This is a genomic window from Variovorax sp. 10N432, assembly GCF_056394465.1.
Genome location: NZ_JBFTHX010000002.1, coordinates 153,359 through 167,002 on the forward strand (window position 1 = coordinate 153,359; position 13,644 = coordinate 167,002).

The 13,644-nt window shown below is 68.2% G+C and carries 13 protein-coding genes; 3 read left to right on the forward strand and 10 right to left on the reverse strand.

Annotated features, from left to right (window positions below):
* Positions 1-15: 15 nt before the first annotated feature.
* From AC1DF3_RS02970 to AC1DF3_RS02985, 4 genes are all read right to left on the reverse strand, one after another.
* The gene (locus AC1DF3_RS02970; RefSeq protein ID WP_478138779.1) at positions 16-1,236 is read right to left on the reverse strand and encodes an acyl-CoA dehydrogenase family protein; all 1,221 of its coding nucleotides are present in this window, start codon (positions 1,234-1,236) and stop codon (positions 16-18) included.
* Between the two features lie 16 nt (positions 1,237-1,252).
* On the reverse strand, positions 1,253-2,833 hold the full coding sequence (locus AC1DF3_RS02975; protein WP_286535291.1) for an AMP-binding protein: 1,581 nt from the start codon (positions 2,831-2,833) through the stop codon (positions 1,253-1,255).
* A 131-nt stretch (positions 2,834-2,964) separates the two neighbouring features.
* Positions 2,965-3,936: a LysR family transcriptional regulator gene (locus AC1DF3_RS02980; protein ID WP_478138780.1), complete on the reverse strand. Its 972-nt coding sequence runs from the start codon at positions 3,934-3,936 to the stop codon at positions 2,965-2,967.
* Between the two features lie 64 nt (positions 3,937-4,000).
* The gene (locus tag AC1DF3_RS02985) at positions 4,001-4,702 is read right to left on the reverse strand and encodes a DUF899 family protein (RefSeq protein WP_478138781.1); all 702 of its coding nucleotides are present in this window, start codon (positions 4,700-4,702) and stop codon (positions 4,001-4,003) included.
* Positions 4,703-4,804: 102 nt separating this feature from the next.
* Between AC1DF3_RS02985 and AC1DF3_RS02990 the strand changes: the two genes are divergently transcribed.
* Positions 4,805-5,575: a class II aldolase/adducin family protein gene (locus AC1DF3_RS02990; RefSeq protein ID WP_478138782.1), complete on the forward strand. Its 771-nt coding sequence runs from the start codon at positions 4,805-4,807 to the stop codon at positions 5,573-5,575.
* A 157-nt stretch (positions 5,576-5,732) separates the two neighbouring features.
* On the forward strand, positions 5,733-6,632 hold the full coding sequence (locus AC1DF3_RS02995) for an amino acid ABC transporter substrate-binding protein (protein ID WP_286535288.1): 900 nt from the start codon (positions 5,733-5,735) through the stop codon (positions 6,630-6,632).
* Positions 6,633-6,649: 17 nt separating this feature from the next.
* Here AC1DF3_RS02995 and AC1DF3_RS03000 read toward each other — a convergent pair whose 3' ends face one another.
* A complete protein-coding gene (locus tag AC1DF3_RS03000) occupies positions 6,650-7,549 on the reverse strand; it encodes a LysR family transcriptional regulator (protein WP_301804624.1) in 900 nt (299 codons plus the stop codon).
* 94 nt (positions 7,550-7,643) lie between these two features.
* Here AC1DF3_RS03000 and AC1DF3_RS03005 point away from each other — a divergent pair, with 94 nt between their 5' ends.
* Positions 7,644-8,942: an aminotransferase class V-fold PLP-dependent enzyme gene (locus AC1DF3_RS03005; protein WP_478138783.1), complete on the forward strand. Its 1,299-nt coding sequence runs from the start codon at positions 7,644-7,646 to the stop codon at positions 8,940-8,942.
* An 11-nt stretch (positions 8,943-8,953) separates the two neighbouring features.
* On the opposite strand, the gene AC1DF3_RS03010 is transcribed toward AC1DF3_RS03005, so the two are convergent.
* From AC1DF3_RS03010 to AC1DF3_RS03030, 5 genes are all read right to left on the reverse strand, one after another.
* On the reverse strand, positions 8,954-9,655 hold the full coding sequence (locus AC1DF3_RS03010) for an ABC transporter ATP-binding protein (RefSeq protein ID WP_286521613.1): 702 nt from the start codon (positions 9,653-9,655) through the stop codon (positions 8,954-8,956).
* An 18-nt stretch (positions 9,656-9,673) separates the two neighbouring features.
* Positions 9,674-10,420 (reverse strand): ABC transporter ATP-binding protein, encoded by a 747-nt coding sequence (locus AC1DF3_RS03015; protein WP_286535286.1) that lies wholly within the window; start codon positions 10,418-10,420, stop codon positions 9,674-9,676.
* The gene (locus tag AC1DF3_RS03020) at positions 10,417-11,388 is read right to left on the reverse strand and encodes a branched-chain amino acid ABC transporter permease (RefSeq protein WP_301804339.1); all 972 of its coding nucleotides are present in this window, start codon (positions 11,386-11,388) and stop codon (positions 10,417-10,419) included. Before AC1DF3_RS03020 ends, AC1DF3_RS03015 begins: the two co-directional genes overlap by 4 nt.
* A gap of 89 nt (positions 11,389-11,477) precedes the next feature.
* Positions 11,478-12,350: a branched-chain amino acid ABC transporter permease gene (locus AC1DF3_RS03025; RefSeq protein ID WP_286535284.1), complete on the reverse strand. Its 873-nt coding sequence runs from the start codon at positions 12,348-12,350 to the stop codon at positions 11,478-11,480.
* 19 nt (positions 12,351-12,369) lie between these two features.
* Positions 12,370-13,536 carry an ABC transporter substrate-binding protein gene (locus AC1DF3_RS03030; RefSeq protein WP_286521616.1) on the reverse strand — a complete coding sequence of 389 codons (1,167 nt, stop codon included), beginning with the start codon at positions 13,534-13,536 and terminating at the stop codon, positions 12,370-12,372.
* Between the last annotated feature and the right edge of the window lie 108 nt (positions 13,537-13,644).

A 13,644-nucleotide genomic window follows, 5' to 3' on the forward strand; every position in this document is an offset into this window, starting at 1 on the left:
TGGGTGGGAAGGCGTTCAGCCCGGCTCGCCGATCAGCTCGCGCGCGATCGTGTTGCGCTGGATCTCGCTGGTGCCGGTGAGCACCCGGTACATGCGCAGCATGCGGAACAGGAACTCGACCCGCCGCCCCTGCACGATGCCTTCGCCGCCATGGATCTGGACCGCCCTGTCGGCGATGCGGAAGGCGGCCTCGGAACAGAACAGCTTGGCCATCGAGGCCTCGGCGCGCGCCTCGCCGCCGGCATCGATCTGGCGCGCGGTGGCGATCATCAGCGAGCGCGCCGCGACCAGGTCGGTCGCCATGTCGGCCAGCATGTGCTGGATGGCCTGGAACTCGCCGATCGCACGGCCGAACTGGCGCCGCCGGCAGGCATAGTCGCGGGCGTCGCGCAGGGCGACCGTGGCCAGCCCGACCATGGCCGGGCAGTGCAGCAGCCGGTTGACCGTGATCCGGCCCAGCGCCAGCGCCAGGCCGCGGCCCGGCTCGCCGATCATGTTGGCGGCCGGCACGCGGCAGTGCGCGAGCACGATGTCGCCGGTGTGCGACTGGCCGGCCATCGTCTTGTAGCCGGACTCCACGCGCACGCCGGGCTGCGCCAGGTCGACGAAGAAAGCCGATACCTCGCGCCGCTGCGGATCGTCCGAGGTCGAGGCCATCAGCACCGCGAAGTCGGCGAAGGGCGAGCCCGAGATGAAGCGCTTGCGGCCGTCGATCACGTAGCCGTCGCCGTCGCGCACCGCGCGGGTCTGCACGGCGCCCGCGTCGGAGCCGGCCTCGGCTTCGGTGAGCGCGAAGCAGATCGCCTTCTCGGCCTGCGCCACCGGCACGATGAAGCGCTCCAGCTGGTAGGGCGTGGCCTTGCGGGCCAGGGCACCGACCCGCGGCGGGCCGCTGAGCTCGCCGAAGACATGGGGCGCCAGCGGCGAGCCGCTGGCGTAGATCGCTTCCTTGATCAGCACGTGGTCGAGCACCGAGAGGCCGAGGCCGCCCATCGACACCGGCAGCGTCATGCCGTAGAAGCCCAGTTCGTGCGAGCGGCGCCAGATGCGCTGCAGCGTCTGGCGGTCGGCGCCGTGCTCGTGGTCGATACCCTGCGTGCGCGCCAGCGCATCGAGCTCGCCGTGCAGGAAGTCGCCGATGCGCCCGATCAATTCGGCGGCGCGCGCCGAGCCCTCGAAGGCGGTGGCGAAGAGCGGCGCCGGACGCAGCGGCACGGCGGGGGGAGAGGTGGTCATGGTTCGGGTGCTCCTGTCAGTTGACCATGCGGCTGTGGCCGGCCCAGTAGGGGGCCTGGATCTGCTTGCGCGCCACCTTGCCGTTCGGGTTCTTCGGCAGGGCGCGCACGAACTCGATATGGCGCGGCCGCTTGAAACCGCCCAGGCGCTGGGCGCAGAAGCTCTCGAGCGCCTGCGCGTCGGCTGCGCAGTCGGGCTTGAGCACGACCTGCGCCGCCACCGCCTCGCCCCATTTGTCGTCGGGGATCGCGAAGACGCAGGCGTCCTCCACCGCCTCGTGCTGGTAGAGCACCGCCTCGACCTCCGACGGATAGACGTTGAAGCCGCCGCTGATCACCATGTCCTTCTTGCGGTCGACGATGTAGACGTAGCCGTCGGCGTCCATGCGCGCCAGGTCGCCGGTGTGATAGCGGCCGTCCTTCAGCACCTCGGCCGTCAGCGCGGGCGCACGCCAGTAGCCGGCGAAGACGTCGGCGCCGCTGACCACGATCTCGCCGATCTCGCCGCTGCCGACCGGCCGGCCCGCGTCGTCGACGATCTCGACCTTGGATTCCAGGAAGGGGCGGCCGCAGGACGCCAGCCGTTCCGGCATGGCGGCCCGGGCGAACAGGTGGTCTTCGACGCTGAGGCCGCAGACGCCGGAGGTGGTCTCGCCGGCGCCGTAGCCTTGCGACAGGACCGGGCCGAAGACGTCCATGGCGCGCAGGATCCGCGCCGGCGCCATCGGCGCTGCGCCATAGCCCAGGCGCAGCAGGTCGGGCAGCGGACGGTAGCGTCCGCCGAGCTCGGCCAGCAGCATGTTGATCATGGTCGGCACCATGAAGGTGTGGGTCACGCGGTCGGCCTTCATGTCGGCCAGGAAGCGGCCGGGCTCGAAGTTCGAGAACAGCCGGATGGTGGCGCCGCTGCACAGCGCCGGCACGATCTGCATGCCCGAGGCATGCGTGATCGGCCCGACCAGGCCGAGCAGGTGGCCGGCATGCATGCCTTCTGAACGCGTGAGGAACTTGCGCAGCTGCGCCAGCCGGTTGCCGAAGGTCTGCATCGCGGCCTTGAGCACGCCCGAGGAGCCCGAGGTGTAGTGCAGCACCGCCACCTCGTCGGCATCGACGACGGCCGGCGTGAAGCTGTCGCTGGCGCGGCCCAGCAGCCGTTCGTAGGCATCCGGCCCGTCCGCCGGGCCGTCGACGAGCAGCAGGCGCGGAGCGCTGGCGCCAAGGTGCGGCCGGAACGACTCGGCGCGTTCGGCGGTGGTCACGACCAGTGCCGCCTCGCTGTTGGCGACGATGTCGCCGACCTCCTTCGGCGACAGCCGGGCATTGAAGGGTGCCTTGACCAGCGCCGCCTTGTAGCAGGCCAGCTCGATCTCGACGATCTCGACGCAGTTCGGCAGGTAGATGCCGACGCGGTCGCCGCGCTTCAGCCCGGCGCCGAGCAGCGCGTTCGCGAGGCGGTTGGAGCGCTGCTCCAGTTCAGCGTAGGTCAGGCTGCGTGCCGGGCTCCTGACGGCGGTCTGCCGGCCGTAGGCGCGCGCACAGCGCGCGACGAGTTCACCGACATTGGCGACGGCGCGGGGTGGGTTCTGGCTGGTGTTCAACGGTGTCTCCTTGTCTTCGCCATGTGCTGCATGGCACGGGACCCGACTGTTCCAGAATCGGTGCCGCGCAAGGAAATACCGTTTGCTGATGCCGGGCCATCAATCGAAGTGATGGCCGGGCCGCGCAGGGCTCAGGAAGGGGACAGCAGCCGGGCGTCCCAGACCTTGTCGCGTATCAGCCGGGCGGTCTGCTCGGCCAGCGCATCCATGACGACGCTCGTCGCCGGCTCGATCGTGCGGTCCGATGGCGTGGCCAGGAAGTAGCTGCGCTGCAGCTCCGGGCGCACCACCCGGGCGACGATCCAGTCCCGCGATCCGGGCGCCGTGTCGCCCAGGGTGCAGGCAGGCGTGAACGTGAAGCCGGCGCCGCAGACATAGAGCGAGCGGATCACGCGGGCCGAGTCCTGCTCGTGCACCACGTTCAGGGTGACGCCGAGCGTCGCGGCGGCATCCTCGACGCGCTGGCGGATCGAGAAGCGCCTGGACTGCAGCACCAGCGGCAGCCGGGCCGCCTGCTCGAAGTCGATCTCGGGCCTTGCGGCCTTGCGTCCGCGCGGCGACCGCAACCGAGGCGCCAGCGTGCCGTCGGCATCGCGCCCGCACAGGAAGATCGACTCGCAGGCCAGCGGCTCGCAGCGCAGCCCGTCGACCAGCGGTGCGTCGACCAGGATGCCGACGTCGGCCCGCCGCTCGACCATGGCCTTCTTCACCATGAGGCTGAGGTCGTCGAGCACGAAGACGCGGATCCGCGGATGCGACAGCTTCAGCGCGGCGAGCACCGGGCCGAGCAGCAGCGCCGCCAGCAGGAAGGGCGCGGCCACCGTGACCGAGCCTTCGGGGCCCTCGGGCACGCGCTGGATGCGGTCGCGCATCGCGTCGGCATCGGAGAGCAGCCGGCGCGCATCCTGGTAGAGCTGGAGGCCGGCCGGCGTCGGTGTCACGCCGACGTGCGAACGCTCGAACAGCTGGGCGCCGAGTTCGCCTTCGAGCTTCTTGATCTGCGCCGTGAGCGCAGGCTGGGCGATGTAGAGCGAACCGGCCGCGCGCGAGAGGCTGCCGGCTTCGAGGACGGCGATGAAGTAGCGCAGCGTGCGGAGGTCCATGGGCGCCATTTTGCGGCGGCATTCACCCGCGACCCTTCGTGCTGCGAGCGAGCGTTGAACCGAGTCAGTAGTTGAGCTTCGGATACCAGTCGGTGCCGCGGCCGCCCGGGGTCAGGTCCAGCACCGACCAGAGCGAGGCGATGTCGGGCGCGTCGCGCGGATCTTGGCCGGGGTCGGCCATCTCGCGCGTCATCTCGCTGGCCCAGAACAGCCGCACCCGGTCGCCATCGCGCCGGAACACGATCAACGCCGGATATTCGCTGCCGTCCGGCAACAGCACTCCGAGGTCCCTGGCGTAGTCGTCGCCGACGGTCTGGACGAAGTTCAGGTCGCGCCAGCCGCGCTCCTGCGCGAAGGCGAACTGCCGCTCGACCGAGGAGCGCCCCAGGATCTTGAGCGCCACCCGCTGCTTGATGTCGGCCGCATTGCCGTTCACCGCGCCGAGCCAGTTGGTGCACATCGGACACGGCCGTTCGCGCTGCGGCCCGTACATCCAGAAATAGGTGACCAGCGTGTCCTTGTCGCCGAAGAGGTCGATCAGGCCGACCTCGAAGGCCTGCTCGTCCTTGAAGCGGTAGTCCTTCTCGATCACCGGCCCGGGCGGCAGCGCGCGGCGCTGCACGGTCAGTCGCGTCATGTGGCGGCGGAACTCGATCTCTTGCGCCAGCAGCGCCTGGCGGGCCGTCTCGTAGTCGGCCGATGCGCCGGGGAAGGGCGTCTTCGCCAGCCTTGCGAGTTCTGCGGCCGGGGTCAGTGGGACTGTCATGGCAGGGCTCCTCGGTGGTGCGCGCAGCGGATTGTGCATCGCTTGGCCCGGCGCCGCCTTCGGAGTATGGTCCTCGCCTCGGCCATCCCAAGGAGCGCCACCGTGCAGATCGGCGTACAGAACTTCGCGACCCGTGCCCCGCCGCGTTTCGAATCCAGGGAGGCCGAGCGCGCGCATTCGCTGCAGCGCCTCGCGGCCACCTGCCGCATCTTCGGCCGGCGCGGCTTCTCCGACGGGCTGCTGGGCCACGTCACCCTGCGAGACCCCGAGCTCCCCGACCATTTCTGGGTCAACCCGGTGGGGATCGCCATGCACCAGGTCAAGGTCTCGCACCTGGTCCAGGTCGATCCGCAAGGCCAGGTGGTGCGCGGCAGCGGCATGGTCAACCCGGTCGGCCTGCTGCTCCACACCGCGGTGCACCGGGCGCGCCCCGAGGTCAACGCGGTCTGCCACGCCCATGCGCTGCATGCGTCGACCTGGTCGTCCTTCGAGCGCCGGCTGGACCCCATCACCCAGGACGCCTGCATCTTCTTCGAGAACCAGGCGCTCATCCTGGCGCCGCGCGTGGTGCGGGACGCCGAGACGGCGCGCCGCTTCGCCGAGGGATTCGGCCAGCACCGCATGGCCATCCATGGCGGCCACGGCATCTTCACGACCGGCCAGACCATCGACGAAGCCGCCTGGTGGTTCGTGCTCATGAACCGATGCTGCGAAGCGCAGCTGCTGGCCGAGGCCGCGGGCACGCCGACGCAGTGGCCGCCCGAGGACGCCCGCTGGCTGGCGTCGGTGCTCGGGTCGCCGACCTTCGGCTGGCTGTCGTTCCAGACGCTCTGGGACGAGATCATCCGCAGCGACCCCGACCTCGTGGATTGACGGCCGGGGCAATCACTTTTTCGACTGCATCGTCTTGAAATTAAATCGCTTTTTGACGCACTGACTTCCTTTCAGAATCGGCCTTCGAAGCGTGATGCGGGCTTCGCCGTCGCCTCGGCGGCCCCCCGCCGCGAGCCCACCTCTGAAAGGCCTTGAAATGAGATTCCTCCGTTCTTCGTCGCTCGGCCTTGCCGCCCTGCTCCTGTGCGCCGGCGGCACTGCCTTCGCCCAGTCCGACACGCTGGCCAAGATCAAGGCCAGTGGTGCCATCACCATCGGCAGCCGCGACAGCCAGATCCCCTTTTCGTACAAGCCGGGCGGCAGTGCCGATCCGGTCGGCTTCACCAACGACGTCTGCCTGAAGATCGTCGATGCGGTCAAGGCCAGACTCGGCATGCCGAAACTCGAGGTGCGCTACACGACGCTGACCTCGACCAACCGGATCCCGCTCCTGACCAACGGCACCGTCGACCTCGACTGCGCGACCACGACCAACACGGTCCAGCGCCAGCAGCAGGTGGACTTCGCGCCGAGCCATTTCGTCACCAGCATCACCGCGGCAGTGAAGAAGAACTCGGCGATCCACTCGTTCGCCGACCTCAACGGCAAGAAGATCTCGACCGTCGCCGGCAGCACCGGCGTCCAATTGCTGCGCGGCTACCGCAAGAGCGGAAACATCGAGGTCGAGGAATTGGCGGCCAAGGACACGGCGGACGGCTTCCTGCTGCTGGCTTCCGACCGCACCGCGGCCTACATCCTGGACGACGTGCAACTGGCGGGCCTGATCGCCACGTCCCCCAACCCCGGCGACTTCAGGATCCTGACGCAGGAGTCGCTGCGCCAGGAACCCTACGGGATCATGTACCGCAAGGACGACCCGCAATTCAAGGAGATCGTCGACCGCACCGTGACCGAGCTGATGAAGTCGGGCGCCATCGACGAGATCTACACGAAGTGGTTCATGAAGCCGATCCCGCCGGCCAATGCGAACCTCAACTTCCCGATGACGGATGCCGTCAAGGACGCCTACCGGCATCCGAACAACAAGGGTGTCTGAGCCAGGGCATGTTCACCCTAGCTGGCCTGGAACATCCGCGTGAAGTCGCAGCACTCCTGCGCCAGCATGATGATGGAGGCCAGGAGCGAACTCCGATGCTCGCCCTTGTACATCGCGACGTAGGCCACCGGGGGCAGGGCGGGCAGCACGTCGAGCTGCACCAGCAGGCCGTCGTCGAGCATTTGCGCGACCGCGTCCTTCGGCAGGTAGCTCACGCCCAGGCCCGAGATGGTCAGGCCGATCAGCGCGACCAGGTTGTGGATCACGATCGGCCTGGCCGGCTGCACGCCGAGGTCCTTCATCCAGCTGTCGTAGAGAAGCCCGGTGCCCGATCGCGAGCCCTGCAGCAGCATCTGGTGGCCCGCGAGTTCGTGCAGCCGGATCGGCTTGCCGGCCGGCACGACGCCCGGCTTGCACATCCAGGCGCTCTCGACGCTGCCCACTGCCTTGGCCGGGATGCGGGTGTCGGAAAAGGCGTCGGGCACGATGATCAGGTCGAGCTCGTCGGCCAGCACCTTCTCGCGCAGGTTGACGCTGCTGTCGACGTCGGGCTCGAGCGTGACCTTCGGATAGTGCACCTGGATCAGCTCGACCCAGCGCGGCAGCCAGGTCATGGCGGTGAGCTCGGTGACACCGATGCGCACGCGCCGCTCGATCACGTCGATGCGGCCGAACTGCTCGACCGCGGCATCGCGCTGCGCGAGCAGCTGCCTGGCCAGCACGAACATCTCCTCGCCTTTGTCCGTCAGTCGCGCCGAGCGCTGGCTGCGGTCGAAGAGCGCGGTGTCGAAGGCCGTCTCGAGTTCGTGCACGCGCTTGGAGATGGCCGACTGCGAGGTATGCAGCTTGTTGGCCGCGAGCGCGAAGCTGCCGAGTTCGCCGATCCAGTAGAGCGCCTCGAGCTGCTTGAAGGTCATCATGAAAGGCTGGCTCCTGGCGTGGTGATCGATCGCTTTTACTCGCCGAATCGTAGCGAATCACATCGCTTCCAGAAATGAAGGAAAACCAGCCATGACCGCTCACTCGCAAGGCGAGCTCTTCTCCGACGCATTGATCGCGCAGATCAAGAGCCGGTTCCACTACGTCGACCACGACATGTCGGGCCGCGAGCGCCTGTTCTTCGACAACGCTGGCGGGTCCTTCCGCCTCAAGGCGGCGGTCGAACAGTTCGCCCTGATCGACGCACTGCCCGACTGCCCCGAGCGCATCCACGAGCTTGCGATCTTCTTGCAGCAGGTCCAGGCCAGGGGCAGCGACGACCTCCGCACGATCCTCAACGCAAGGGGCGGCAGCGTGTACGCGTCGCTGACGGCGTCGGGCGCGATGTTCGACATGGTTCGCGCCATCGCCGAGAACGTGCCCGGCAAGAACATGGTGACCACGGTGCTCGAGCATCCGTCCTCCTTCGACGCCATGTCGCTCTATGCCGGGCGCACCGGCAAGCAACTGCGCGTCGCGCCTTCGAACCCCGTGACGGGCGGCGTCGACGTCGACGCCATCGTCCGACTGGTTGACCAGGACACGTGCTTGCTGAGCGTGATCTACGCCTCCAACATCTCCGGCGCCAAGCTCGATGTGAGCGAGATCGTCAAGCGCGCGCGGGCGATCAAGCCCGACCTCTACATCGTCGTGGACGCCGTGCAGCACGCGCCGCATGGGCTGATCGACCTGCAGCAGACGCCGGTGGACGGCATCAACATCGCGCCCTACAAGTTCTTCGGCTGCCGGGGCTCCGGCATGTCGTGGGTGTCGGAGCGCGCCGCCGTGCTGCCGCACCACAAGCTTGCGGGCAAGAAGAAGGATTTCTGGGACCTGGGCAGCGCCGCGCCGTGGCAGTTCGCGGTCGTCACCGCGATCGTCGACTACGTGTGCTGGCTGGGCGGCCAGTTCGTCGACAGCGACGACCGGCGAGCCCGGTTTGCCTCCGGCATCGAGAAGATCGAGCTGCACGAACGCGCCTTGCTGGCGCGCCTGCTCGACGGCACGGCGCAGACGCCGGGCCTGCGCGCGATGGACGGCGTCCAGGTCTTCCTCGACTTCGAAGACCTGACGAAACGCGACTTGATCCTCGCGATCGGCATTGACAATCTCGAGCACGCCCAGGCGGTGCGCGAGTACGAGAAGCGCGGCGTCATCGTCTACGAGCGGGTGGCGTCGAGCCTGTACTCGAAGCGCATGCTGGATTCGTTCGGCCTCGAAGGTGCGGTGCGGGTGTCGCCGCTGCATTGCAATTCGGCGGCCGACATCGACCGCTTCCTGCGGGTCACGCGCGAGATCGGCGAGGCCTTCGCGGTTGCGCCGGCCCGCTAGCGGCGGACCGCTCAGACCCCCAGCAGCTCTTCCAGCACGGCCGGCTCGGCCAGCAGCTCGGCCGAGGCGCCATGCCGCACGATGCGGCCTTTTTCCATCACCACCGCGAGGTCGGTGTGGCCGAGCACGCGGCGCCAGTCGCGGTCGACGATCAAAGTCGCGATGCCGGTCGAGCGGATGCCGGCGATCACGCGCCAGATCTCGGCCACGATCAGCGGCGCCAGGCCTTCGGTGGCCTCGTCGAGGATCATCAGCCGCGGGTTGGTCATCAGCGCGCGGCCGATCGACAGCATCTGCTGCTCGCCGCCCGACAGCTGCTGGCCGCCGTGCGATAGCCGTTCGGTGAGCCGCGGAAAGGTCGCCATCACGCGCTCGAAGGTCCACTCGCGCTTGCCATCGATGCCGGGGCGCGCGCTCATGACGAGGTTCTCGCGCACCGACAGGTTGGGGAAGATGCCGCGTCCTTCGGGCACGTAGCCGATGCCGCGCCGCGCCATCTTCTCGGGCGTCCAGCCGGTCACGTCCTGGTCGTCGAGCCGCACGCGCCCCGAGGCCGGCCGCACGTAGCCCATCAGCGAGCGGATCAGCGTGGTCTTGCCCATGCCGTTGCGCCCGAGCAAGCCGACCGAGGTGGCGGCCGGCATCGCGACGTCGACGCCGCGCAGGATGTGGCTGTCGCCGTAGTAGGTGTTGAGTGCTTCGATCTGGAGCATGTCAGCGGGGCGGTTCATTCAATGGTCCTCGCCGAGGTAGGCTGTCCGCACTTCGGGATTGGTCCGGATCGAATCCGGGTCGCCGGTCGCGATCACCGTGCCGTTGACCATCACCGTGATGCGGTCGGCGATGCGGAACACCGCGTCCATGTCGTGCTCCACCAGCAGGATCGCGTGCGAGTCCTTGAGGCGCGTGAGCAGCGCCAGCATGCGCTCGGTTTCCTCGGCGCCCATGCCGGCCAGAGGCTCGTCGAGCAGCAGCACGCGCGGCCGGGTCGCCAGGCACATCGCGACCTCGAGCTGGCGCTTGGCGCCATGGCTCAGCGTGCCGGCGATGCGCTCGGCCACGCCGTCGAGGCCGGCCGCGGCCAGCGCCTCGCGGGCCGACGCATTGCTCTCGGCGCAATGGCTGGACGATTGCCAGATGGCCCACGGCCGCGGGTTCGCGGCCTGCGCCGCGAGGCGGCAGTTCTCCAGCACCGTGAACTCGGGAAAGATCGTGGTCCGCTGGTAGCTGCGGCCGACGCCGGCCAGCGCGCGGCGGAACTGCGCCCGGGTCGTGATGTCCTCGCCGTCGAGCGAGATGCGGCCGTCCGACGCGTCGATCTCGCCCGACAGCATGTTGATCAAGGTCGACTTGCCGGCGCCGTTGGTGCCGATCACCGCATGCACCTCGCCGCGCCGCAGGTCCAGGTTCACCGCATTGACCGCGACCAGTCCGCCGAAACGGCGGGTGAGCGATTCGACCGCAAGCAGGGTGGTCATGCGGCAGCTCCCTTGGCCGGTTTGGCCGCAGCGGGCGAGATGCGGGCCGCGATGCCGATGATCCCCTTGGGCAGCAGCGCCACGAAGGCGATGATCGCCAGCCCCAGCGTGAGCTGCCAGTGGTCGGCCAGCGGCCCGACCAGCGCGTGGGTGGAGAGCAGCTCCTTCAGCAGGGTGAAGGCGACCGCGCCGATCACCGCGCCGCGCAGGTGGCCGAGGCCGCCCAGGATGATCATCAGCAGCACCTCGCCCGAGTTGTGCCAGGCCAGCAGCTCGGGGTTGACGACGCCGTCGCGCGAAGCCAGCAGGAAGCCCGCCAGCCCGGCCAGCGCGCCGGCGATCACGAAGGCGGCGAGCTTGTAGCCGTAGACCGCGAAGCCGGCCGCGCGCATGCGCTGCTCGTTGACCCGGATGCCGGCCAGCGCGGCGCCGAAGCGCGAGCGCCGGATCAGCGCCAGCAGGCCATAGGTCAGCACCAGCGCCGCCAGCACCACATAGAACTGCGTGTAGCGGTTCTCCATGTCGAGCGCGCCGAGGGTCGGGCGGATGTACATGTAGATGCCGTCGCTGCCGCCGCCGAGTGCGGTGTCGTGGAAGACGAAGAAGGCCATCTGCGCGAACGCCAGCGTGACCATGATGAAGTAGACGCCGCGGGTGCGCAGGCTCAGCGCCCCGACCGCCAGCGCATAGGCCGCGGCCGAGCCCATGGCCAGCGGCAGCAGCAGTGCGATCGAGCCGCCGTCCTTGCCAGAGCCGAGCACGGTCGCGTAGGCGCCGATGCCGTAGAAGGCCGCGTGGCCCAGGCTCACCAGGCCGGTCATGCCGACCAGCAGCTCGAGGCTCAGCGCGAAGATCGACAGGATCATCACCTTGACCACCAGGTCGGACAGGTAGGGGCTCAGCATCGGGCCGAACACGGCCAGGACGATGGCGCAAAGCAGGGGGATGGAATGGGAGAGGCGTTGCATGTCAATGTCCGCCCGGCCGCCCGAAGGGCATTGAGCGCCCCCTCGGGGGGCAGCGATACACGAAGTGATGAGCGTGGGGGCAATGCATGTCAGACCTTGCGCCCCATCAGGCCTTCGGGGCGCCATATCAGGACGATCGCCATCAGCACGTACACGCCCATGCCGCTCAGCTCGGCGAAGAAGACCTTGCCGAAGGTGTCGACGAAGCCGACCAGCAGGGAGGCCACGAGTGCGCCGGTGATCGAGCCGATGCCCCCGATCACCACCACCACGAAACAGATGATCAGCACGCTGGCGCCCATGCCCGGGTAGACCGAGGACATCGGCGCCGCGATCATGCCGGCCAGCGCGGCGAGCGCGACGCCGGCCGCGAACACGATGCGGTAGAGCCGCCGGATGTCGATGCCCAGCCCGCGCACCATGTCGCGGTTGCTGGCGCCGGCCCGGATCATCATGCCCAGGCGCGTGCGGTTGACCACGTAATAGAGCCCGATCGCCAGCACCACGCAGGCCGCCGAGGCGAACAGCCGGTACCAGGGGTAGCTCATGAGATCGCCGAGCGCGAAGCTGCCCTCGAGCCAGGGCGGCGCCTTGACGCCGTGGACGTCGTTGCCCACCAGGATCGAGCGCAGCTCCTCGAACACCAGGATCAGTCCGTAGGTCATGAGCACCTGCTGCAGGTGGTCGCGCTGGTAGAGATAGCTGAAGAAGGCCCACTCGAGCAAGTAGCCGAACACCGCGGCCAGCACCACGCCGACCGCCAGCATCACGATGAACTGGTCGCCGAACAGCGGCGACAGCGCGAAGGCCATGTAGGCCCCGAGCATGTAGAAGCTGCCGTGCGCCAGGTTGATCACGCCCATGATGCCGAAGATCAGCGTCAGGCCGGAAGCGACCAGGAACAGCAGCAGTCCGTACTGCACGGAGTTCAGGCACTGAACGAGAAAGGTACCGAAGTCCATGCAGTGTCTTCGCTCTCGATTACAGCTTGCAGCCGCGCGCCGGGTCGGCGAGATTCTTCACGGCGATGTTCACCAGCTTGTTCTCGTTGCCCTCGACCTTGCGCAGGTAGACGTCCTGCACCGGGTTGTGCGCCTTGTTCATCGTGAACGTGCCGCGCGGGCTGTCGATCTTGGCCTTCTCGACCGCGGCCGCGAACTCGGCCTTCTTCGAGATGTCGCCCTTCACTGCCGCGAGGCCGATGCCGAGGATCTGCGCCGCGTCATAGCCCTGCACCGCGTACACATCAGGCTGCAGCTTGAAGCTCTTGGCATAGGCGGTGCGGAAGGCCGTGTCGCGCGGCGTGTTCAGGCCGTCGGCATAGTGCAGCGTGGTCTGCATGCCCTGGGCGGATTCTCCCTGCGCCTCGAGCGTGCCGTCGGTCAGGAAGCCGGGGCCGACCAGCGGGATGGTCTTGTTGAGGCCGGCCGCCGCATAGTCCTTGACGAATTTGACCGCGCCGCCGCCGGCGAAGAAGGCATACACCACGTCGGGCTTGGCCGCCGCGATCTCGGTCAGGAGGGCCTGGAACTCGACGTTCGGGAACGGCACCGTGAGCTGCTTGTCGACCTTGCCGCCGGCCTTCTCGAAGCCTTCCTTGAAGCCGGCCACCGACTCGTCGCCGGCCGCGTACTTCCAGGTGATGGTCATCGCCTTCTTCTTGCCCTGCTTGCCGGAGACCTCGCCCATCGCGTAGGCCGGCTGCCAGTTCGAGAACGAGCTGCGGAAGATGTTCTGGGCGCACATCGGGCCGGTGACCGCATCGGCGCCGGCGTTCGGCACGATCAGCACGGTGCCGCTTTCCTTGGCTGCCTTGGCCATCGCCATGGCCACGCCCGAATGCACCGTGCCTATGATGACGTCGACGTTGTCGCGCTTGATCAGCTTGTTGACGTTGTCGGTGGCCTTGGCCGGGTCCGATTCGTCGTCGACCTTGACGAATTCGATCTCGCGGCCGGCGAACTTGCCGCCCTGCTCCTCGAGGCGCAACCGGAAGCCGTTCTCGATGGCGACGCCCAGCGCGGCGTAGGTGCCGCTGAACGGCAGCATCAAGCCCACCTTCAGCTTGCCCTGCTGGGCGTGCCCGAGCGTGGCGACACAAGCGAGCGCCAGGGCGGTGAGGGTGGTGCGAGCGATGCGGTGGCTCATTGAACTGACTCCTTCGGTTGATGAAATTACTTTACTGCTAAACTATTCATGACTCAAGTAAGAGTTTCCCCCAAGGACCACCGTTCCGCTCGCGCGGACGAGGCGGGT

Excerpts from the sequence above, each read along its gene's own strand:
- AC1DF3_RS03010 (WP_286521613.1), bottom strand. The coding sequence starts at position 9,655 with ATGCTCCAGATCGAAGCACTCAACACCTACTACGGCGACAGCCACATC.
- AC1DF3_RS02980 (WP_478138780.1), bottom strand. The coding sequence starts at position 3,936 with ATGGACCTCCGCACGCTGCGCTACTTCATCGCCGTCCTCGAAGCCGGC.
- AC1DF3_RS03020 (WP_301804339.1), bottom strand. The coding sequence starts at position 11,388 with ATGCAACGCCTCTCCCATTCCATCCCCCTGCTTTGCGCCATCGTCCTG.
- AC1DF3_RS03005 (WP_478138783.1), top strand. The coding sequence starts at position 7,644 with ATGACCGCTCACTCGCAAGGCGAGCTCTTCTCCGACGCATTGATCGCG.
- AC1DF3_RS02995 (WP_286535288.1), top strand. The coding sequence starts at position 5,733 with ATGAGATTCCTCCGTTCTTCGTCGCTCGGCCTTGCCGCCCTGCTCCTG.
- AC1DF3_RS03000 (WP_301804624.1), bottom strand. The coding sequence starts at position 7,549 with ATGACCTTCAAGCAGCTCGAGGCGCTCTACTGGATCGGCGAACTCGGC.
- AC1DF3_RS03030 (WP_286521616.1), bottom strand. The coding sequence starts at position 13,536 with ATGAGCCACCGCATCGCTCGCACCACCCTCACCGCCCTGGCGCTCGCT.
- AC1DF3_RS03015 (WP_286535286.1), bottom strand. The coding sequence starts at position 10,420 with ATGACCACCCTGCTTGCGGTCGAATCGCTCACCCGCCGTTTCGGCGGA.
- AC1DF3_RS03025 (WP_286535284.1), bottom strand. The coding sequence starts at position 12,350 with ATGGACTTCGGTACCTTTCTCGTTCAGTGCCTGAACTCCGTGCAGTAC.
- AC1DF3_RS02970 (WP_478138779.1), bottom strand. The coding sequence starts at position 1,236 with ATGACCACCTCTCCCCCCGCCGTGCCGCTGCGTCCGGCGCCGCTCTTC.
- AC1DF3_RS02985 (WP_478138781.1), bottom strand. The coding sequence starts at position 4,702 with ATGACAGTCCCACTGACCCCGGCCGCAGAACTCGCAAGGCTGGCGAAG.